The 20,796-nt window shown below is 51.4% G+C and carries 16 protein-coding genes and 3 pseudogenes; 12 read left to right on the top strand and 7 right to left on the bottom strand.

The genetic code is table 11. The annotated features are described in order from the left end of the window. Position 1 precedes the first annotated feature (1 nt). Positions 2–1,164 (top strand): IS3 family transposase gene (locus ACTG19_RS07960; protein WP_439988875.1). Its coding sequence is split into 2 segments (ribosomal slippage): positions 2–257 and positions 257–1,164, totalling 1,164 coding nucleotides; the frame shifts between segments, so codons are not numbered across the junction. Further along, complete coding sequence (locus ACTG19_RS07955; RefSeq protein WP_439988947.1) at positions 1,161–1,430, top strand: winged helix-turn-helix transcriptional regulator; 270 nt, start codon at positions 1,161–1,163, stop codon at positions 1,428–1,430. Before ACTG19_RS07960 ends, ACTG19_RS07955 begins: the two co-directional genes overlap by 4 nt. Before the next feature lie 417 nt (positions 1,431–1,847). Here the strand turns inward: ACTG19_RS07955 and ACTG19_RS07950 are convergent, their stop codons facing one another. Beyond that, on the bottom strand, positions 1,848–2,747 hold the full coding sequence (locus tag ACTG19_RS07950) for a dihydrodipicolinate synthase family protein (RefSeq protein WP_042011366.1): 900 nt from the start codon (positions 2,745–2,747) through the stop codon (positions 1,848–1,850). Positions 2,748–3,016: 269 nt separating this feature from the next. On the opposite strand from ACTG19_RS07950, the gene ACTG19_RS07945 reads away from it, so the two are divergent. The 6 genes from ACTG19_RS07945 to ACTG19_RS07920 all read left to right on the top strand — a co-directional run bounded on the left by ACTG19_RS07945 (position 3,017) and on the right by ACTG19_RS07920 (position 9,814). Then, a complete protein-coding gene (locus ACTG19_RS07945; RefSeq protein ID WP_042011381.1) occupies positions 3,017–3,889 on the top strand; it encodes a MurR/RpiR family transcriptional regulator in 873 nt (290 codons plus the stop codon). Positions 3,890–4,191: 302 nt separating this feature from the next. Beyond that, positions 4,192–4,899, top strand: coding sequence for an N-acetylmannosamine-6-phosphate 2-epimerase (locus ACTG19_RS07940; protein ID WP_181497554.1), 708 nt, complete (start codon positions 4,192–4,194; stop codon positions 4,897–4,899). Next, positions 4,896–5,798: an N-acetylmannosamine kinase gene (locus ACTG19_RS07935; RefSeq protein WP_181497553.1), complete on the top strand. Its 903-nt coding sequence runs from the start codon at positions 4,896–4,898 to the stop codon at positions 5,796–5,798. Before ACTG19_RS07940 ends, ACTG19_RS07935 begins: the two co-directional genes overlap by 4 nt. Before the next feature lie 44 nt (positions 5,799–5,842). Further along, complete coding sequence (locus ACTG19_RS07930; protein ID WP_181497552.1) at positions 5,843–7,324, top strand: sodium:solute symporter; 1,482 nt, start codon at positions 5,843–5,845, stop codon at positions 7,322–7,324. A gap of 133 nt (positions 7,325–7,457) precedes the next feature. After that, complete coding sequence (gene nanQ / locus ACTG19_RS07925; RefSeq protein WP_181497551.1) at positions 7,458–7,928, top strand: N-acetylneuraminate anomerase; 471 nt, start codon at positions 7,458–7,460, stop codon at positions 7,926–7,928. 134 nt (positions 7,929–8,062) lie between these two features. Then, the gene (locus ACTG19_RS07920) at positions 8,063–9,814 is read left to right on the top strand and encodes an exo-alpha-sialidase (RefSeq protein WP_234918457.1); all 1,752 of its coding nucleotides are present in this window, start codon (positions 8,063–8,065) and stop codon (positions 9,812–9,814) included. Positions 9,815–10,060: 246 nt separating this feature from the next. Here the strand turns inward: ACTG19_RS07920 and ACTG19_RS07915 are convergent. From ACTG19_RS07915 to umuD, 6 genes and pseudogenes are all read right to left on the bottom strand, one after another. After that, a pseudogene (locus tag ACTG19_RS07915) lies at positions 10,061–10,705 on the bottom strand (IS5 family transposase); the annotation flags it as partial. Between the two features lie 441 nt (positions 10,706–11,146). After that, positions 11,147–12,351 (bottom strand): IS3 family transposase gene (locus ACTG19_RS07910; RefSeq protein ID WP_100654772.1). Its coding sequence is split into 2 segments (ribosomal slippage): positions 11,147–12,033 and positions 12,033–12,351, totalling 1,206 coding nucleotides; the frame shifts between segments, so codons are not numbered across the junction. A gap of 89 nt (positions 12,352–12,440) precedes the next feature. Beyond that, positions 12,441–13,373, bottom strand: a pseudogene (locus tag ACTG19_RS07905) (IS110 family transposase); the annotation flags it as partial. Between the two features lie 86 nt (positions 13,374–13,459). Beyond that, positions 13,460–13,741, bottom strand: a pseudogene (locus ACTG19_RS07900) (IS5/IS1182 family transposase); the annotation flags it as partial. A gap of 291 nt (positions 13,742–14,032) precedes the next feature. After that, positions 14,033–15,292, bottom strand: a complete 1,260-nt coding sequence (gene umuC, locus ACTG19_RS07895) for a translesion error-prone DNA polymerase V subunit UmuC (protein WP_439988946.1) — start codon at positions 15,290–15,292, stop codon at positions 14,033–14,035. Next, on the bottom strand, positions 15,273–15,716 hold the full coding sequence (umuD, locus tag ACTG19_RS07890) for a translesion error-prone DNA polymerase V autoproteolytic subunit (protein WP_024945037.1): 444 nt from the start codon (positions 15,714–15,716) through the stop codon (positions 15,273–15,275). The genes umuC and umuD overlap by 20 nt, the downstream gene beginning before the upstream one ends. A gap of 115 nt (positions 15,717–15,831) precedes the next feature. On the opposite strand from umuD, the gene ACTG19_RS07885 reads away from it, so the two are divergent. The 4 genes from ACTG19_RS07885 to ACTG19_RS07870 all read left to right on the top strand — a co-directional run bounded on the left by ACTG19_RS07885 (position 15,832) and on the right by ACTG19_RS07870 (position 20,623). Continuing rightward, positions 15,832–16,020: a DUF3283 family protein gene (locus tag ACTG19_RS07885; RefSeq protein ID WP_058394506.1), complete on the top strand. Its 189-nt coding sequence runs from the start codon at positions 15,832–15,834 to the stop codon at positions 16,018–16,020. A gap of 147 nt (positions 16,021–16,167) precedes the next feature. After that, on the top strand, positions 16,168–16,614 hold the full coding sequence (locus ACTG19_RS07880; RefSeq protein WP_021138009.1) for a hypothetical protein: 447 nt from the start codon (positions 16,168–16,170) through the stop codon (positions 16,612–16,614). A 185-nt stretch (positions 16,615–16,799) separates the two neighbouring features. Then, entirely contained in the window at positions 16,800–19,247 is a 2,448-nt protein-coding gene (locus tag ACTG19_RS07875) for a type I restriction-modification system subunit M (protein WP_319890421.1), read from the top strand. Beyond that, complete coding sequence (locus tag ACTG19_RS07870; protein WP_319890422.1) at positions 19,247–20,623, top strand: restriction endonuclease subunit S; 1,377 nt, start codon at positions 19,247–19,249, stop codon at positions 20,621–20,623. The genes ACTG19_RS07875 and ACTG19_RS07870 overlap by 1 nt, the downstream gene beginning before the upstream one ends. The last annotated feature ends 173 nt before the right edge of the window (positions 20,624–20,796 follow it).

Here is a 20,796-nt window from a genome sequence, read left to right as displayed (position 1 = left end):
AATGACAAGATTACGTCGCTCATTTACTGCCGAATTCAAACTCGAAGCTGCATCCCTGGTGCTCGACCAGGGATATTCTGTCCCTGAAGCCAGCCGTTCACTGGATGTCGGTGAAACCGTGCTCCGTCGCTGGGTTCAGCAACTGCAATCCGAACGAACTGGCACAACCCCAATCGGCAAAGCACTGACTCCGGAGCAGCAAAAAATTCAGGAGCTGGAAGCCCGTATCAACCGGCTCGAACGTGAAAAGGACATTCTAAAAAAGGCTACTGCTCTCTTGATGGCGGACGAGTTCACACGTACGCGCTGATAGACCGATTAAGGGAGCAAGCCCCCATCACCTTGGTCTGCTGCGCTTTCGATGTTCCCACCTCCTGTTTTTACGATTATCTGGCCCGTAGGCGGGCGATTAACCGTGAGCGCATGCAACAGCGCTCTGAGTTGCGCCGGTTGTTCAAAGCGAGCAGGGATTCGGCTGGCAGCCGCGCCTTGATGTCGATGATGCGGGAGTTGGGGTATCAGATTGGTCGATTCAAAGTACGTAACCTGATGAAGGAAGCCGGGCTGGTATCCAAACAGCCGGGCGCACACCGCTATAAGGTGGCACAGTCTGAACGACCGGACATTCCCAATCTGCTGGCCCGCGAATTTGATGTCCAGCAACCCAATCAGGTGTGGTGTGGCGATATCACCTACGTCTGGGCAGGTGGTCGTTGGCATTACCTGGCAGCGGTGCTTGACCTGCACACCCGGCGGGTCGTGGGCTGGGCGATGTCAGATAAACCAGATGCAGAGCTTGCCATCAAAGCACTTGAGATGGCGTATCAGCAACGAGGTTGTCCGTCAGGCGTGCTGTTTCACTCTGACCAGGGCAGCCAATATGGCAGCGGGGCATTTCGGCAACGACTGTGGCGCTATCGCATGACCCAGAGTATGAGTCGGCGTGGCAACTGCTGGGATAACGCCCCGATGGAACGGTTGTTCAGAAGCCTGAAGTCAGAGTGGCTCCCGGCTATGGGATATATGAACTTGCGAGAGGCGAAGCGGGATATCAGTTACTACCTGATGGATTACTACAACTGGCGGCGTCCACATCAACACAATGACGGGATACCGCCAGCAAAAGCCGAAGAACGGCCTAACCAAGTGTCCGGATTTAGTTGACCACTACAGTATCACCTCATCAGGAAAAAACACGGGTAGAAATGAAGGTTGAAACGCAGGTAGAAAAGCGGGTCAAAACACCCCAGGCCATCTTGGCGGAACTGGCGGCTGAGCCGACCATAACTCTCAAGCAAGTCGCAGAGCTGATTGGCAAATCGACCAGTACAGTGGAGAGAGCTGTTGCCGTGCTGGTCAAAGACGGGCGATTACGCTTTGTTGGACCGCGTAAGAGCGGACGTTGGGAGGTATTGGATCCTGATGCTTAACCATTAAGGCCTGATAGAGATTCTTATCGGAATAATCAATCAGCAGGATACGCCACTCCTTCTATCCCTACGTACACCAGAAATCACCATAACTCCGTTGCGGATCATAGCCATGAAGATGCTGGTCCAAACCAGCGCTCTATGGGCATGAGGTGACGGGGCGGGGTAACAACGTCCCCTTGGCCAAGCCACGTCGTGATTGGCATGGGGAATAAATTCAGCGAGTGACTCAAACTAGACTGCATTGCAGGTATGAAGGAAGTCGGGAGTCTGTACGATATGCATAAAAAATCCGAAACCAATTGATTGGTTTCGGATTTTTACATGCCCAACGGCTCGAACTATGGGCTGTTAATTGACAAATATTGTGATCACAGCTCTTCGCTGGGGTTCGTTTGAGTTCTAACGGGCATTTGCTTAGTGCTGAAGTAAAAACTTGGCGTTACGCATCCTTTCTGCAACGATTTCTTTTTGCTGTACGGTCAGTGCGCGTAGTGGTAGTCGTGGGTCGCCGGCATCAATGTCATGCAGAGCCATCGCAGCCTTTCCGGCTGCCACACCACCAAACTCCACCAATACGCGGATCAGTTCGATCACGCTATTCATACCTCGGTAAACTGCGTCGTGATTGCCATTTTGGTAGTCTTCGATAATTTGCAGGAAGTGTGGCGCTGCGTAGTTATAGGTACTGCCTACTGCACTGGTTGCACCCACAGCTAAGGCGCCAGGTAAGTGCTCATCTACACCGAATGGAATATCAAACTTGCCGCCGCATGCGCGTAGGCAACGTTGGTATTCGTACAAGTCAGGGCTGTTAAACTTCAAGCCTGACAGGTTAGGAATACGCGCATCGGCTTTGATTAGGAACTGCTCCATGTCGAAGTTTACACCAGACATTCCTGAGTGGTAGTAGTAGAAACCTTTAGACGGCGCAACTGCCGCAACGGTTGCACAGTAGGTGACCAAGTCATCCAGTGAACTTGGCTTGAAGAAGCAAGGGCCAATCACCGAGGTGGCAAAAATATCTAGGGTTTCAGCGTGGCGGGTCAGCTCCAACGTATCGACAATGCTCAGAGCACCAGTATGGACAATCAACTTCAGTTGACCTTGGGCTGCACTGACCCAACGCTCGGCAATGGCTTTACGTTCTGCAACCGAGCAGTGGATCCCTTCGCCGGTGGTACCGCATATATAGGCGCCACGCACACCGTCACGGATCAGGTGGGCGGCAATTTTGTCGATGTTGGCGAAGTTCACGTTGCCGTTGGCATCAAACGGGGTGTGCGGGGCGGCAATCAGTCCTGAGAGTTTTTCCATCGTTAAGAGCTCCGTGAAGTAAAACTTCACATAATTTGTTTGACTTGGAGTTTTGATGTTATGGAGTAAAACTTCATCGTGCAATCACTATTCGCCAAAAAAGCTAGGCAGATGTACAAAATGTGATTGGGATAACACCCTCTTTCACGAGGTTGTTTTGCGGTAAATTGAGATCGAACTCATTCTTATCATTGGAGCTTTACTTCACAAGAACAGCTTGAAATGTAAAAATCATATCAATGACTTATGTAGATGATGTGGAGCAGTTTATGGTCGCCAAGCACTTGCCAATAAAAACAGGAAAAGTACTAGATATGATGGGAAGCATGCTTGAAAGCATGACCCCATCTGCTCGTCGTATTGCCGACTTTGTGCAACAGAATGCTGAAGAGGTGACCAAGCTCTCAATTGCCGAGTTGTCACATAAAGTTGATGCTGGCGACGCAACGATAATCCGATTTTGCCGTCTGCTCGGATTTAAAGGTTTTCAAGATTTTAAGATGGACTTGGCCATCGAGCTCTCTTCCTTGCATCAGAATGATCGTTCGATTCTAGATACTGATATTGCTCCGCACGATAACGTGGAACTGATTGGGCAAAAGCTGCAGCAGGGTATTCATAATGTTCTGTCGGAAACGCTGAATCTACTTAGTTTTCAGACAATGGAAACTGTGGCGAACCAGCTCCGCGAGGCCCGCGGGATTTACATTTTTGGTGTCGGCTCATCTGGGATCACCGCAGAAGAGGCGAAAAATAAATTCATGAGGATCGGATTAAATGTGGATGCGCTGACCAATAACCACTTCATGTACATGAAAGCGACACTGTTACAGCCCTGTGATCTTGCCATCGGGATCAGTCATTCAGGCTCCTCGGTGGAAACCATCAAGGCGTTACGATTGGCCAAAGAGGCAGGCGCTTATACGGTTGCATTGACCCATAACCCGAAATCCACTCTTTGTGAGTATGCTGACGCGGTGCTATTGAACGGTAACAGACAAGGGCAGATGCAAGGTGACTCTATTGGTACCAAGATTGCGCAGTTGTATGTACTGGATTTGCTCTATACCCTTCTGGTTAAAGACGATATAAGTGCTTCAATTGACAAGAAACAGCGTACGACACGTGCGCTGGATATTTGAGCCTCTCTGATACAGTGTTGTGATGCAGTAGTAAGCGCCGAAGAAAGTTTATGGCGCTTGCTGACATCGAGCTAACTGCTATTACTGTTGTCTGGTATTTCCCTTCTTTGGCTGTTTTCTCTGGCCTGTTTCACGTTCCATTTTGGGCTAAAAATCCAACCGCTATCTCATTTTTATGCCTAAGGTAGGCAAAAAATGAGGTGTAGATCTCCATTGTGGATGTGGTTGTTTGAAGTTTAACTCCGATGTCAGTAGATTGAATTAAAACTTCACTGCATAATAAATTCTTGGAGTTAAACTTTATGTCAGTTTCTGCATACTCTGTTTTAGCCCACTTGAAGACTGGTTTTGTCTCCTCCTGCCAGCCTATTGATGACGGTCCAATGGACTCGCCAGCAATTATTGCTGCTATGGCACAGGCTTCTATTGCTGGAGGGGCTGTGGCTGTTCGTATTGAGGGCGTTGAGAACGTTCAGGCGGCGCGGACACTAGTCTCTGCTCCAATTATCGGTATTGTTAAACGTGATTTGACTGATTCTCCTGTGCGAATCACTCCGTATCTGGACGATGTGCAAGCCTTAGCAGAGGCTGGTGCTGACATTATTGCTATTGACGCAACGGCACGTCTGCGTCCGGTTAGCGTCGAGGTGCTGGTAGAGGCGATCCATTACGCTGGTTGTATTGCGATGGCGGATTGCTCCGACTATGCCGAGGGCATTGCCGCATTCCATCTGGGTGTGGAAATCATCGGTACGACCATGTCCGGTTATGTCGGCCCGGTAACGCCGGCAGAGCCGGATCTGGCGCTGGTCACTGCGCTTAAGCAAGCAGGGTGCTTTGTTATGGCGGAAGGGCGCTATAACAACCCACAACTGGCGGCACAGGCTATTTTGGCCGGTGCAGATTGTGTCACTGTTGGTTCGGCGATCACGCGTATCGAGCATATTTGCGGCTGGTTTGCCGAAGCGGTGGAAGGGGCGAAACGCGAATGTCACGGAGCCGTAGCATGACTATCTGTCTGGCTGTTGATATTGGCGGCACCAAGCTGGCGGCTGCTTTGATTGAAATGGACTCGGCATCCCAGCCGCGGATGGTTGTACGTCATCTGGCCGAGACGCGTTCGTCTGGCAATCCACAGCTACTCATTGCCACATTGGCCGAACTGCTCGAACCGTTGGCAGCATCTGCAAATTACGTGGCAGTAGCGTCTACCGGCATTATCGATCACGGCATCTTGACCGCGCTGAATCCGCAAAATTTGGGCGGGCTGGATCGTTTCCCCCTGCACGAAGTGATCGCTCAGATTACCGATCTTCCCGTTTACCTCATCAATGATGCGCAGGCTGCGGCTTGGGCTGAATATCTGGCGTACGAGCAGTTATTTGCCGATCTGGCATTTATTACAGTGTCGACGGGGGTGGGCACCGGATTAGTACTCAACCATCAGCTGCTCACAGGGCCGCGTGGCATTGCCGGACACTCCGGTCACATGCTTGCTGACCCCAATGGTCCCCTGTGTGGTTGCGGTCGTCGTGGTTGTGTAGAGGCGATTGCCTCAGGGCGTGCGATTGCTGCTGCCGGGCAAGCCGTGTTTGGTGACAAGTGCAGTGGCATGCAGGTTTATCAGCATTATTTGCAAGGTGATGCCCAAGCGACAGCCATTATCCAACGCTCCGCTGACGCGGTCGCTGAGTTAATCGCCAACCTCACTATTACCCTTGATCTCGATGCAATTATTATCGGAGGAGGGGTCGGGTTGGCTGAAAATTATATCGGGTTAGTGGAGCAGGCGTTGGTGAAAATGCCTGCCTTGTATCGACCACAATTATTCCCCGCGCGTTGCCATACCGATGCCGGTTTGCTCGGCGTTGCGCAGTGGGCGGCAGCGATCAGCAAGGTAAAACAATAACCTACCCTTCAATCATTTACACTACAAAGAACAGAGGAATATTCATGGAGACGCATCCATTTGGTACGCTGAACTATCTGGTTCTTGCCGCCTATCTTGCGATAATTATGCTAGTCGGTGTGTATTTTGCTAAGCGCCAAAAATCAGCGGATGATTATTTTAAAGCTGGTGGACGTATTCCTGGCTGGGCCGCTGGGGTTAGCGTGTTTGCCACTACACTGAGCTCGATTACGTTCATGTCTATTCCGGCGAAAGCCTATACCGGTGATTGGACATTTCTGATTGGTCAGTACATTACAATTGCAATCCTGCCATTCGTATTTATGTACTATATCCCGTTTTTCAGAAAGTTGAATCTGACCTCGGCATATGAGTATTTGGAAAAACGATTTGATATCCGGATGCGACTATTTGCTAGTGTTTCATTCATGCTTTTTCATATTGGCCGCATAGCTATCATAACTTATTTAACTGCGCTTGCTCTGATGCCATTTGTAGACATGGACCCGTTGATGATTGTCTTCCTGATTGGGGTGTTGTGTATTATTTATACTTTCCTCGGTGGTATTGAAGGGGTTATCTGGACTGACGTTATTCAGGGGATCATGCTATCCGGAGCTGCGGTATTAATCTTCATCATGATCTGCTTCAAGGTCGATGGTGGGATCACTGAAATATTTGCGGTTTCGGCAGCCGCAGATAAATATTTCCCGGCCAGCCAAATGAGTTGGAGCTGGACCAGCAGCACAGTACCGGTACTGATGCTTGGCTTTTTCTTCACTAGTTTACAACAGTTCACCGCCAGCCAAGACGTAGTACAGCGTTATATCGTGACTGATTCAGTCGAAGAGACAAAAAAAGCACTGATCACCAATGCTAAACTGGTGGCTTGTATTCCGGTCTTCTTCTTTGCCATTGGGGCTGCATTGTATGCTTACTATGGTCAGCATCCTGAGCTGTTACCGACGAATTTTAACACCGGTGGTATTCTGCCTTTCTTCATTATCACAGATATGCCTGCCGGTCTGGCCGGATTGATTATAGCCGCGATCTTTGCTGCATCCCAATCCAGCATCTCTAGTAGTCTGAATAGTATCTCGGCCTGCTATTCATCAGATATTTACAGCCGTTTCGGTAAAGCTAAATCATCGGAACAGAACCTGAAAAGTGGCCGTACAGTGACCGTTATTGCGGGCGTGCTGGGTGTGGTGGCATCCACTTATCTAATTATGTCCAATGAAAGCGAACTGTGGGATGCGTTCAACAGCCTGCTAGGCCTGATGGGTGGCCCAATGACCGGTCTATTTATGCTGGGGATTTTTGTCCGTAGCGCGAACGCGAACAGTGCACTAGTCGGAGTAATTGCTTCGGTGGCCTCCATCTTGTTGGTGCGTTCATTCACTGACCTGAATTTCTTCTTCTACGGTGCGATAGGTACCATGATGGTAGTCTTTGTAGGCTATCTTACGGCTCCTTTGTTCAAGAATTGTAAGCGGCCTGAGAATGTGGAAGCCTTGTCTTTATAGAACTGACTAATTGAGAGCTTACTCTTTGTAATTTTTGATTTTCTTCTGGTCCGCTAACACATATTTATAACGGACCAGGACCTCCCACTTTCCATTTTAAAGGTCAAATATCCTACAGCTCCGGAGTTAGATTATGATTTTAGGAAATATCCATCAGTCGCAGACATACTCTTATTTGTCGCCGATATTAAAACAGGCTATTAACTATTTAAAGCAAACCGATATGTATAATCTACCGGTAGGGCGTTACGAGCTGGAAAAGGAGTTACTGTATGTTAACGTGATGGAGTTTGATACGAATTTTTCTGAGCAAAAACAGGCAGAAGTACATCGTGAATACATTGACATTCAGTTCCTTATCAGTGGGAAAGAGCGCATTTTTTTTGGGCTGGAAAATACTACAAACCCTGTTTTTAAAGAGTACGATGAAATCAATGATTATTATCTCGTATCTTCAATTTCCTGTGAATCTGAATTGCTATTGTCACCTGGTATGTTTGCAATATTTTTTCCGGAGCAACCACATAAACCGGGATGCTGCATTGAGACGCCTATGTCGCTCAAAAAAGCAGTAATAAAAATGCATAAATCGTTATTAGTTTAATGAAGCTATTCTGTTAGGCGAGTATGGGTTTATATAAAATCTTAAGTGTGGTGTTAAAAATATTCTGTTGACCTTTAATGGAATAGGGAAGTAGCAGATGTATGTTAAAGCCGTTAATATACGAGGAAGTCACCATGAAATGGAATGTGAAAAGCTCTTTAATGTTATCTGGACTATTAGCCTTTAGTCTATTAGGTATGTCTTACAGCGCAGAAGCAATAGCACCAAATATACGAGATGTTGTTGTATTTAAAGGAGGTGAAGGGGGGAGCAATAATTATCGTATTCCATCTATTGTTAGTGCTGCTGATGGCTCATTGGTTGCGTTTGCGGAAGGAAGGGCTTCAAGTCACGATCCTGGCAGTGGCTATCCTACTGGTATAAAAAGCCGACGTTCAATAGACAATGGTGTCACATGGAGTGATTATAATGTTATTCATGAGGGTGCTAATGAAGCATATTCTGATCCGAGACCTTTTATAGATAAGAGTAACGGACGGATGTTCATTTTCTACACTAAATGGGATAACCGGTGTGCTCAGAATGGTAACTGTGTGCCATTTGGTGATCCACAGCATAAGTTATTATATCGTAGTAGTGATGATAATGGACAAACATGGTCAGATCCTGTTGATATTTTAGCGCAAGTCAGAGATACAAACTGGATGGCTAATGGTATATCAGGGCTGGCGACTTGGTCTTTGACTCCATCACAAGCTCAGATTGAGAAGGCAACAAACAATGGCTGGAGTCTGAGCTGGATATCCCGTGTTGCTGATGGCCGATGCAATGTGCAATATTATGGAGATGGAAATAAACGATTTTTGGCTGATTTACAAACTAACACAGATAAATCAGTAAAGGCTGTATTGTATACAGATACTGGAAATATTGAATACCCCCTCGACTTAGATATCTCTGGATATCATAACTACCAAATCAAAGGTTCTGGTAGTACAGCTAGCTTTTATGTTGACGGTAGGTTGGTTACTTCAAATTGGCTTGGGCAAACTCATTCCAGTAAAACAGTGACATGGGGTAATGGCTGTTCTAACACTTCAGGAGCAGTTGCTTATCAGAACATCGATTTCAGAATTGGCAATAGTTCACTGCTTACTTTTAATGCTAGTCTGATGAAGCGTGTTAATGGAATTGTCATTAATACTCCAACAGATCAAGGTTGGTCACAAACACTCACATCAAATGGTAAAGGTGGGCCTGGCTGGAAAAGCATCAATGCTGGTCCAGGGCAAGGCATACAATTGTCCAATGGAAGACTGATATTCCCTGCTATTGTACTCGATGCATTTGCACAGCTATCTGTAGTTTCAATCTATAGTGATGATCATGGTGAAACTTGGCAAGCTGGTGCTCAAACACCCACTTATGCACATGAGCCAAGTGAGGCAGATGTGGTTGAGTTAAATGACGGCCGACTTTTATTATCAGCACGAAATGATGGGGTCACAGGGATTGGTAATTTTAATCGCTACCAGTTCACCAGCTTCGATCAGGGTATAAGTTGGAAAATGATATTGGAGGACAGAAACTCTATTAATGGGGCGCTGTTCTTCAAACTAAACCCAGTTGATATTGGTTTGCTGAATTATGGTGGTAGCCGGTTACTAATGTCTGGCCCACAGGGTAATGCAGCGGTGAGTTCTGATCGAAATGATTTAGCCATTTGGAGTGCAATTGATGATGGCGGGGGTAACTATAATTTCACCAAGAGAACTCAATTACGAGATGGTTATAGTGCCTATTCAGATCTTGTAAAACTTGAAAAGCAAGGAGCTAATGGTAACGAGGATATAGGTGTTATATATGAGGCCTCTCCAAGTACTGAAATTAGGTTTATGGTACTCGATATAAATGAAATTGAGTGACTTGATATTTTTGTCTTTAGTAATTTAGATACATACACAACGTATTGTGACAGAGCTAAAAGAACCTCTCATTTGACACCAGTGTGAAGCTGGTGTCCTTTTTATTTATATCATATTGATTTGTGTACAGCCTCTACAGCCTGATTAGGATTCTGCTTCACCAATCTATTTAATCTGTACTCATTGTCGCGGCGTTGTTGCCCAAATCAGCCATCAGGTCACAACGTCCCCAGCCCCAGGTGACCGCTACACTCGGGGCTTTCTGACAGGCAGACCAAGGGTGTTCAGTTTGTTGATTGCACCAACATACGCCATCACTTCCCCTACCTGACCGTTGTATGTTCGCAGACTGATTTTACCCGTCATCAACTGCTTGAACCGATACATCGCCGTCTCTGCCAGCGAGCGACGGTGATATCCCGACATCTTCTTCCAGTCCGCTAGCCCCTCCTTGCGCATCACCAGCACCGCCTCATTTCTCGGATGTCCCTTTTCCCATAACCCCGCGTTCTTGCGAGGCGGGATACAGGCTGTCGCCCCTTTGCGCGAGATAAGCTGATGGCTGGCTTTGCTGTCATAGGCGCCATCCGCATAAACACGCCCCAGCTTGCGACGCAGAGGATTGAGCAAGGTCGGCAACACCTCTGCGTCATGCACATTCTCCAGCGACACTTCTGCCGCCACGATATCGTGAGTCACCGGATCTACCGCCAGATGCAACTTACGCCAGACTCGACGTTTCTCAGCGCCGTGTTTTCTGACTTTCCACTCGCCTTCACCAAACACTTTCAGACCCGTCGAGTCGATAACCAGGTCGGTAATGCGCCCCTTTGGGGGCTGTCGATAAGCGACCGTCACCGTGCGTGCCCGCTTGCTGACACATAGATGGTCGCCCCGGTTTGCCAAGCCCTCAATCAATGAAAGTGAGTCAGGTTGAGATTGCAGCCATAGATCCGGATTTCACCGAGGCAACAGCCTCTATCCCTGATGGAATTCGCTGACTGGCTCCTCTATCAGCTAAACGCACTTATTAGTGCCCTGTGTCTGTCGGGTTTTGCCAGTCACGGTCTGACCTGCCTCGCCATCACGTCATGATCGCCCGTGCAATCGGTGGTACTTTCTAACGCTGGTTGTTAACTCGATACTTTGTCACGCTTGCTATGAAACACCGTTCCTGTGCTAGCTATTGCGCTCAGGCCGCTACTGCGTGATCAGCATCGTACTCGCGCTCATGGGCAAGTAATGCCCAGATGATGCGTGCATTCTTGTTGGCCAGTGCCACTACCGTTACATTATGGATTTGACCCCATAGGTCCAGACACTTTTTCCCGCTTAGGGTTGTGATACCCGACTGCGCAGAAATTCCCGTGGTGAACGGTATCCCAAGGCGCTGTGCGGGTGGTGCTCGTTATAATGCTCAAACGCGATAGCCAAATTGCCTACCGCTGTTCGGCTATCCGGTTTTGGCATCATCTCGATATAGTCTCGCTTCATCGTCTTCACGAAGCTCTCCGCTATACCGTTACTCTGTGGGCTTCTCACTGCTGTCGTTCTGGGCTCCAACCCGATTTCTCGTGCAAACGCGCGGGTCTCATGGGCTCGATACGCCGAGCCATTATCAGTCAGCCACTCCACCGGTGATGCCGGCAACGAATCCCCAAAGCGACGTTCGACAGACCTCAGCATGACATCTTGCACAGTGTCACTATCGTAACCCCCAGTACTGGCCGCCCAGTCCAACGCTTCCCTATCGCAGCAATCCATGGCGAACGTGACACGTAGTTTTTCACCGTTATCGCAGCGAAACTCGAAGCCATCTGAGCACCACCGTCGATTGCTCTCCTTGACGGCAACACGCCCCTTATGTGCCTGCTGGGCCAATGGTGCAGCTGGTTTTCTTTCCAGCAGCAAGCCATGTTCGCGCATGACGCGATATACCCGCTTAGCGTTTACCACAGGTTGTTCTGTTGCCTCAGACTGACGCCGTAACAGCGCCCAGACCCGGCGATAGCCATAGGAGGGAAGCTCTGCCATCGCCTCCATGATACGGCCAAGTAAGGCTGCATCATCACGCTGGCGATGATGACGACCATCTTGCCAACCCGGTTTTCGATGAACACGAACGGATAGCTGCGCACGCGATACATTAAGAGCCTGGCTCACAGCACTTAATCGTCGTCCCCCGGCAACAAGGGCGCATGCGCAATCCATTTTTTTGCTCGACCATACTCCACGGCTTCTTTGAGGATCTCGTTCTCCATGGTCTTCTTCCCGAGCAGACGCTGAAGCTCTCGGATCTGCTTGATGGCAGCAGCCAACTCGGAAGCAGGAACAACATCCTCACCGGCGGTGATCGCCGTGAGAGACCCTTCTTGGAATTGCTTACGCCATTTGAAAAGCTGGTTTGCGTTGACGTCGTGCAAGCGAGCAACATGAGAGACGGTCATCCCGGGCTCAAAGGTCTGCTGCACGATGGCGATCTTTTCTTGTGGAGTCCGGCGTCGACGGCGCTCGGCCCCTGTTAACACTTCGACCATCTTCTCGTTGTGACTAGTACTGAACATAGCTCCAAGACTACCTCTTAAGTTAAGAGGGGCGAAGTGTCTGGATCTTCAAGGGGCCAATCTACATTATGGTTACGTCGCTCCATGACCCCCGCAAGCCAGCTTCCTGCGTACTCTGTCTTACGCTCAGCGACCCGGAGCACGGAGCGGGCCCCGTGGATCAGCAGTGTGCGTAGATAGATGTCACCGCGTTTGCTTATCCCCAACAGGGTCTGCTTGCCGCCGCTGGAATGTTGCTTGGGTACCAAGCCCAGCCAGGCTGCTAGCTGGCGGCCATTTTCGAACGGCTTTGCATCGCCGATAGACGCTACCAGTGCACTGGCCGTGAGAGGACCAATACCCGGCATCTTAGCCAGCTTCTGGCTTGCCGAGTTTTCTTTGTGCCAACACCAGATCTGCTCTTCCAGTTCATTCACCTGCTTGGCGAGCTCTTTGAGGTGCTCCCCTAAACGCTCAATTAATTGACGAAACGTTCCGGGTAGGTTGTTCTCTGCATCCTCCAGGAGCTCGGGCAATCGTAGGCTAATGTGTGCAATACCTTTAGGGACAATGATGCCATGTTCAGCCAGCAGGCCCCTGATTTGATTAGCTTGTGCCGTTCTGGCTTTGACGAACCCTTGCCTTGCGCGATGTAGCGCCAACACGGCTAACTGCTCGCCATTTTTTATTGGCACAAACCGCATATTGGGTCGGGTGACGGCTTCGCAGATAGCTTCTGCATCCGCAGCATCGTTCTTGTTGGTCTTCACATAGGGCTTAACGAACTGCGGCGCCATCAGTTTGACGGTATGCCCCATTCCTTGCAGTTTATTGGCCCAGTAATGGGCACTGCCGCATGCCTCCATGCCGATCAGGCTAGGAGGAAGATTGGTAAAGAATGAGAGCATCTGATCCCGCTTCAACTGTCGCTTGAGGACCGTCTTGCCATGTTGATCAACGCCATGTAATTGGAAGAGATGTTTTGCCAGATCAATGCCGATAGTCGTAGCCTTCATGGTGGTCGCCTCTCTCATCAGTGGGAACTTACATTCGCCACTTTGGCACTCAGATGCCGTTTTGGGGAGGGGCGACCATCCCATTAGCTATAGTCCGGTGCGCACAACGGCACATTCATCAACTCGAATAGGGAGTCGAGTAGTCCCTGAGTGGCCCGCAGAGTCAGGTTGAAAATCCCCTTGAGCATCAGGAAGGTACAGATGGTCTGGTCAGTGTAAAGCTGGCTGCGCCCCCGCCGCCCATGATGGTCGTGGTGAAACCAGTTGCTCATGGCCTCGGCATCAACCCAGAAGGTGAGTGAACCGCGGTTAATCAAAGACTTGTTGTATTGAGGCCAGTTGGTGATGGGGTGAAGCGACGTGCCCATGATGCAGACTTGAAGAGGGTGGTGGTGATCAGATCACCGCGCCCTCAGTTAGTTCCATTCAAGCTGCATCGATTTGGGCAACAACGCCCATTGTCGCTTGATACAGGCTCTATGTCATTGGCACAGCGGTAATGTAGCTATCTAGGTGAGCAGTCAGTGTATATGGCACCCTCGGTGAATCAGGTGCCCCGACTGAACTGAGGATGCGTTTATGGCAAGCGACTGTTTTGAGCTACAGCAACCTAGTGTCATCACTTGGGTTGACCAAACCGCAGGCCAGCGAGCTCAGGACTACCTCGCCACCGGCAGGTCCTCCCAGCGTGTGGTGTAACAGGGGCTTAAGTGCTCTTGTCGCATCATCCACTCAGGCGACCCTGTGCCTTGGCTGGCAAAGCCTACGCGCCCCAATCCCTTGGCTTTGATCTGGTCCATCACGGCCATCAGTGCATCCGATTGAGCAGAGGACGGGGCAAACAGATCGGCCTGTTGTTGCCCCTTGGGGGTGAACTCACTCAGCATGACACCTCCCTTCTGATAGCGGTAACCGTCACGCCAAATCTGCGGTAGCAACACGCCCACTTGTTGCAGCAACAACCGGGTATCATCGCTAGGGCTGACCAGCCGAACGCCAGCCTGCTCACTGTAGTAAGGCGCACGTTCGTCAAAGGGGCTGGTCCGCACGAACAGATGCACCCGCTGGCAACACATTCCCTCGGCCCGCAACTTCTCGGCAGCACGAGCCATAAAGCCTGACAACGCTTGGGCCATTTCCCCACGGTCAGTCACGCGCTCACCAAAGGAACGGCTCGAGAGGATCTGCTGCTTCGCCGCCGGTTCAACGGTCAGCTCTGCGCAAGGCAGGCCACGCAGCTCCTGTACGATCCGCTCGACCACCACGCCGTATTGGGCGCGTAACCCTTTGGCATCGCTAGCCACCAGGTCAGCCACGGTGTTGATGCCTTGTGCCACCAACTTAGCGCCCAAGCGCCGTCCTATGCCCCACACCTCATCCACCGGGGTGATAGCCATCAGCCGGGCACGGCGCAGCTCGTCACGCAAGTCCACGACGCCGCCCGTGGCAGGCCACTTCTTGGCTGCATAGTTGGCCAGCTTGGCGAGGGTCTTGGTGGGGCCGATCCCAACCCCTACCGTTAGGCCGGTCCACTGCCACACTCGCTGCCGGATCTGTTGTCCATAGGCTGTCAGGTCCCCGGCAAACGACTCCGACAGTGACAGGAATGCTTCATCGATGGAGTAGACCTCCAGCTCGGGGGCCATGGTCTCCAACGTGCTCATCACCCTGCCAGACATATCGCCATAGAGCACGTAGTTGGAGCTGAATGCCACACCGCCATGCGCCTCGAACTGCTCGCGGATCTTGAAGTAGGGCCCGGCCATCTTGATACCCATCGCCTTGGCTTCGGGGCTGCGCGACACCACGCATCCATCGTTGTTGGAGAGCACCACGATCGGGCGGCCACGCAGCTCAGGGCGAAACAGCCGCTCACAGCTGGCGTAGAAGTTGTTTACATCAACGAGCGCTATAGCCATCACGCTGCCTCAGATTGCCAATCACATGGGTGACCACTCCGAACAACTCCAGGGAGAGGCTCATACAAGGGTCGATAGGCGCGAACGCCGGATTGGCTGGCAACAGCCGCAACCTCGGCTTGAGCTGCAAGGTCTTTACCGTGAAGCCGCCATCGAGTAGTGCAATCACCACATCACCATGGCGAGGGGTGAGGCTCTTATCGACCACCAGCAAGTCACCGGGAAAGATGCCGACCCCGGTCATGCTCTCCCCCTCGGCACGCAGATAGAAGGTTGCTGCAGGGTGCGGCACGCAGTGGGTGTTGAGGTCCAACTTCCCTTCCAGATAGTCGCTGGCTGGGCTGGGAAAGCCACAAGAGGCGCGGTGTAAGAACAGCGGGATGGTCACCTCGGCGGGTGATGGGTCTGGGGTTAACAGCTTCATGGCAAAACACCTGTATTTATATACAGCCATTATAGCGCACCACCTTTGAACCAGCGCAAGTCCCGCATGCCACTGATGACGTACCATGGCGCCAACAAATAACAAAGAGGTCAGTATGAGTCACAATCTGTGTGCCCTACCGAAAGAGCAGCAAGAACGGGTCGAGGTCGAGAAGGCCGCCGCATATGCGGTATGGAAGGAGCGCAACGGTTACTTGGCCAGCGCAGAAAGCGAAGCAAGCCAGCATAAGGGTGAGCTGAGCAGCTATTTTCTCGAGCAAGTGGGTAAATACCAACGAGGTTAATTCTCTCAAGCTGGACAGATCGCGCCTCAGTGGACGATCTTGCCATCACGCATCCGCCTGAAAACACGACATGTTAAAAACCTCAGTATCGAGGCTGAGCGGCTGGCCCGGTATAGTCAATCGAGTTCACGTCAGAGGAGAGATGCAATGAGTCACCAACCCGGCTTTTGGTTAGCGACACGCCAGTGGTCGCTGGCCGCACTGCTGCTGAGCCTAACGCCGCAAGTCGTGTTTGCAGCCGACTGCACCTATCGAAAAGATGCATTGGGCCATACCCGCTATCAATGTGACGATGGCAAGCAGGGCACCTTACGTGAGGATGCGCTTGGCAACATCAAAGACTCGGGAACCGGAACGACCTGGCGTAAGGACGCGCTCGGCAATCTTAAGGGGAGCGATGGCACTACCTATCGGCAAGACGCGCTGGGCAATATTCGCGGCAGCAATGCCAAAACCGGTGAACGGGTGACATGGCGTGAAGATGCGCTTGGTCAGTTGCGTGCATCTGATGGCACCGTTTGTCGAACCAACGCGCTGGGGCAACTCAAATGCCGTGGCGAGAGCACACCGCCGGCCTTGCTGGAAGGCAAATGATGGCTTTTGCAGCAAACGATCTGCCTATCCGTCACTGATGTGATATCCACCATGGTTGCCACAGGGTCAAGTGGGTAAACTCGTTGGCAATCTCTGGCGTGCTCACCCGTATGGGTGCAAACAATCGCCTCTTTTCGTTTTCCATGCGCCCTTGGCGCAAACTGACTCTTATTGGAACCCTTTCCATGGCTATCAAGAAAAACGAACTCTACTCCTCCCTGTGGGCCAGTTGCGATGAACTGCGCGGTGGCATGGACGCCTCCCAGTACAAGGACTATGTGCTGACCCTGCTGTTTGTGAAGTACGTTTCCGACAAGGCCAAGGGTAACCCCTACGCCATGATTGAGGTGCCGCACGGGGCGAGTTTTAGTGACATGGTGGCGCTCAAGGGGACCGCGAATATCGGCGAGGCGATCAACCTCACCATCTCGGCGCTGGCCGGAGCCAATGATCTTAAGGGCGTCATCGACATCGCCGACTTCAACGATGAGGACAAGCTGGGCAAGGGCAAGGAGATGATCGACCGCCTGACCAAGCTGATCGGCATCTTCGAGGGGCTGGATCTCTCCGCCAACCGCACCGAGGGCGATGATCTGCTAGGCGATGCCTACGAATACCTGATGCGCCACTTCGCCACCGAATCGGGCAAGTCCAAGGGGCAGTTCTATACCCCGGCCGAGGTGTCGCGGATTCTGGCCAAGGTGATTGGCATCAGCCGCCAGACGCCGCAAGATGCCACCGTCTACGATCCCACCTGCGGCTCCGGCTCCTTGCTGCTCAAGGCCAGTGACGAGGCGGGACCCAAGGGGCTCACCATCTACGGTCAGGAGATGGATAACGCCACCAGCGCCTTGGCGCGCATGAACATGATCCTGCACGACAATCCGACCGCCAAGATCTGGAAGGGTAATACCCTGGCCGCGCCCCAGTGGAAGGAGGGCAACAACCAGCTCAAGTGCTTCGACTTTGCCGTCGCCAACCCGCCCTTTTCCAACAAGAACTGGACCAGCGGCCTGGATGCTGAGCACGATGAGTTTGGCCGCTTTGTCTGGGGGGTACCGCCGGAGAAAAACGGCGATTACGCCTTCTTGCTGCACATCATCAAGAGCCTCAACAGCCGTGGCAAGGGGGCGGTGATCTTGCCCCACGGCGTGCTGTTCCGTGGCAATGCCGAGGCGCGCATCCGCGAGAATCTGCTCAAACAGGGCTTTATCAAGGGCATCATCGGCCTGCCTGCCAACCTCTTCTACGGCACCGGCATTCCGGCCTGCATCATCGTCATCGACAAAGAGACGGCGCAGCAGCGCGCCATCCAGGCCAGCGGCTATAGCAACCAGAGCCTGTTTATGATCGATGCCAGCAAAGGCTTTATCAAAGATGGCAACAAGAACCGGCTGCGCGAGCAGGACATCCACAAGATCGTCGATACCTTTACCCGCGAGCAGCTGATCCCCCGTTACAGCCGCGCCGTGCCGCTGTCGGAAATCGCCGCCAACGACTACAACCTGAATATTCCGCGCTATATCGATGCCAGCGAGGCCGAGGATCTGCACGATCTGGCCGCGCACCTCAAAGGCGGCATTCCCAATCGGGATATCGACGCCCTGGGTGCTTACTGGCAGGTGTTTCCGACCCTGCGGGCCGATCTGTTTGCTCCGGCCCATGCCGGTTATAGCCATGGGTTGGTGGAGGCCGCCAAGGTCAAGGGCACCATACTGGCGCACCCCGAATTTGTCCGTTTTGCCTCTGCTTCGCTCGAACCCTTCTCACGTTGGTTTACCGAGTGCCATCTGGCGGAGATTGAGCCGGGCGAATCGCCCAAGGCGCTGATCGAGGAGATCAGTGAAAGCCTGCTCGCCGCCTATGCGCCGTTGCCACTGCTGGATAACTACGATATCTACCAACTGCTGCTGGACTACTGGCACGCCGTGATGCAGGACGATGTCTATGTGCTCTGCCAGGATGGCTGGGCGGCGGGCAAGGTGCTGCGCGAGCTTAAAGTCGACAAGGGCGAGAAGCTTAAAGAGACGCCGGATCTGGTGCTGGGCAAGAGCAAGTACAAGGCCGAGCTGCTGCCACCGGCGCTGCTGGTGGCACGCTTCTTTGCCAACGAGCAGGCTGCAATCGACGCCCTGCAGGCCGCCGCGGATGAGGCAAGCCAAGCCTTGGAAAGCTATCTGGAAGAGCAAGGGGGCGAGGAGGGGCTGCTGAGTGACGCCGCCAACGACGCGGGCAAGATCAACGCCGCCAGCCTGAAGGCGCGGCTCAAGCAAGCCAGCGATGCCGAGGAAAAGGCGGCGCTGAAAACCGCCATCAAGCTGTTCGAAGCCGAAAGTCAGGCTAAAAAGGCGGTAAAAGAAGCGCAAGAGGCGCTGGATCGGGCCGTGGTTGCCCGTTACCCCAAGCTGACAGAGAGTGAGATCAAGCAACTGCTGGTGGAGGATAAGTGGCGCGCCAGCTTGCAGGCCGCCATCGAGGCGGAGATTGAGCGCATCACCCAGCAGCTGGCCAACCGCGTCAAGGAGTTGGAGGAGCGCTACCGCGCCACCTTGCCGCAACTGACCCAGCAGGTCACTAATCTGGAAGCCAAGGTGGCCGCGCACCTTAAGAGCATGGGGCTGGAGTGGGCATAATGGCAGAGCAGATGATGCAAGAGACAGCAGGCAAGACTATTCCGGCGGGCTATAAGCAGACCGAAGTGGGGGTTATTCCGAAAGATTGGGTGGTCAGCTCTATTGGTGAAGTTGGTGAGTTGACATCAAGTAAACGAATATTTGAAAGTGATTATGTAACAGATGGAATTCCTTTTTATCGAGGGCAAGAGATATCTGCCTTGATTGAAGGGAAGGAGATAAAAAACGCTTGCTTCATATCTAAGAGTCGATTTCATCAATTAGCGGTTCGTTATGGCGCACCTCAGCGAGGAGATATACTAATCACAGCTGTTGGTACACTGGGTAATTCATTTCTTGTGAATGTGGATGAGCCATTTTATTTTAAGGATGGTAATCTGATTTGGTTAAGGAATATTTCTGGTGTTTTCCCTGGGTATCTAATAAGACAACTGCACTTTCATAAAAACGAAATCGTCGATAATGCTATTGGAAGCTCTCAAAAGGCATTAACGATAGTTGTCTTGAAAGATTTCAAATTTCCGTTACCCATCAATAAACAAGAACAAACCGCCATTGCCAATGTGCTGTCGGATAGCGATGCGCTGATCGATGCGCTGGAGCAGCTGATCGCCAAGAAGCAGGCCATCAAGAGCGCCGCCATGCAGCAGCTGCTCACCGGCCGCACCCGCCTGCCCGCCTTCGCCCTGCGCCCCGATGGCACTCCAAAAGGCTATAAACCCAGCGAACTGGGAGAAATTCCAGAGGATTGGGAGGTTATGACTTATGGTGAGATATTCACATTCCTCTCAACATCCACTAACTCTCGAGCAGATTTATCTAACATAGGGGAGTATGGTTATATCCACTACGGGGACATTCATACTAAATTCAATAATGCATTGGATTTAAATGAATTTAATTTGCCAAGAATATCTAGCCACTTGGCTTCATCCTCATTTGTTGAAAATGGTGATGTGATAATGGCTGATGCATCAGAGGATTATGAAGGAATTGGGAAAAGTGTGGAAATTTGTAATGTCGGTTCAAAAAAAGTTGTTGCAGGTCTGCATACATTCCTTTTAAGAGACAAAAACAAATATATGGCGGATGGTTATAGAGGTTATTTGCATTGCATTCCTGCGGTAAAAAACGCATTCGATAGATTGGCAACAGGGATGAAGGTTTATGGTTTATCCAAGAACAACCTAGCCGTTGTTCCTGTGCCAGTACCATCCCAAAAAGAGCAAACCGCCATTGCCACTATTTTATCCGATATGGATAACGAGCTTAAGGCATTGACCCAAAAGCTGGACAAGGCCCGCGCCCTGAAGCAAGGCATGATGCAGCAACTGCTGACCGGCAAAATCCGCCTGCCGCTGGCGGCGGGGGCATAGACGGGGGCATAAGTGCAGCCCAACCGGATGACCGCCTCTGCCGCGAGCCTGGCCACCGGAGCCACCCAGCGCCGGATTTGCTTGACTGTTGCGTGACTGGGGCGGTTGTTTATTGGCGCGATAGATGTTTATCTATCTGAAAAGAAAGAGATACTTTTATTGTGAGTTGTTTG

Source organism: Aeromonas sp. 3P, assembly GCF_051919745.1.
Lineage (GTDB): Bacteria > Pseudomonadota > Gammaproteobacteria > Enterobacterales > Aeromonadaceae > Aeromonas > Aeromonas veronii.
The sequence above is the reverse complement of the archived record's forward strand: the minus strand, read 5'-3'. Positions and strand labels throughout refer to the sequence as shown.

Coding starts and splice junctions, on each gene's coding strand:
- umuD (WP_024945037.1), bottom strand. CDS start 15,716: ATGAAGCTGTTAACCCCAGACCCATCACCCGCCGAGGTGACCATCCCG.
- ACTG19_RS07870 (WP_319890422.1), top strand. CDS start 19,247: ATGGCAGAGCAGATGATGCAAGAGACAGCAGGCAAGACTATTCCGGCG.
- ACTG19_RS07930 (WP_181497552.1), top strand. CDS start 5,843: ATGGAGACGCATCCATTTGGTACGCTGAACTATCTGGTTCTTGCCGCC.
- ACTG19_RS07940 (WP_181497554.1), top strand. CDS start 4,192: ATGTCAGTTTCTGCATACTCTGTTTTAGCCCACTTGAAGACTGGTTTT.
- ACTG19_RS07920 (WP_234918457.1), top strand. CDS start 8,063: ATGAAATGGAATGTGAAAAGCTCTTTAATGTTATCTGGACTATTAGCC.
- ACTG19_RS07950 (WP_042011366.1), bottom strand. CDS start 2,747: ATGGAAAAACTCTCAGGACTGATTGCCGCCCCGCACACCCCGTTTGAT.
- ACTG19_RS07935 (WP_181497553.1), top strand. CDS start 4,896: ATGACTATCTGTCTGGCTGTTGATATTGGCGGCACCAAGCTGGCGGCT.
- umuC (WP_439988946.1), bottom strand. CDS start 15,292: ATGGCTATAGCGCTCGTTGATGTAAACAACTTCTACGCCAGCTGTGAG.
- ACTG19_RS07945 (WP_042011381.1), top strand. CDS start 3,017: ATGGTCGCCAAGCACTTGCCAATAAAAACAGGAAAAGTACTAGATATG.
- nanQ (WP_181497551.1), top strand. CDS start 7,458: ATGATTTTAGGAAATATCCATCAGTCGCAGACATACTCTTATTTGTCG.
- ACTG19_RS07880 (WP_021138009.1), top strand. CDS start 16,168: ATGAGTCACCAACCCGGCTTTTGGTTAGCGACACGCCAGTGGTCGCTG.
- ACTG19_RS07875 (WP_319890421.1), top strand. CDS start 16,800: ATGGCTATCAAGAAAAACGAACTCTACTCCTCCCTGTGGGCCAGTTGC.
- ACTG19_RS07885 (WP_058394506.1), top strand. CDS start 15,832: ATGAGTCACAATCTGTGTGCCCTACCGAAAGAGCAGCAAGAACGGGTC.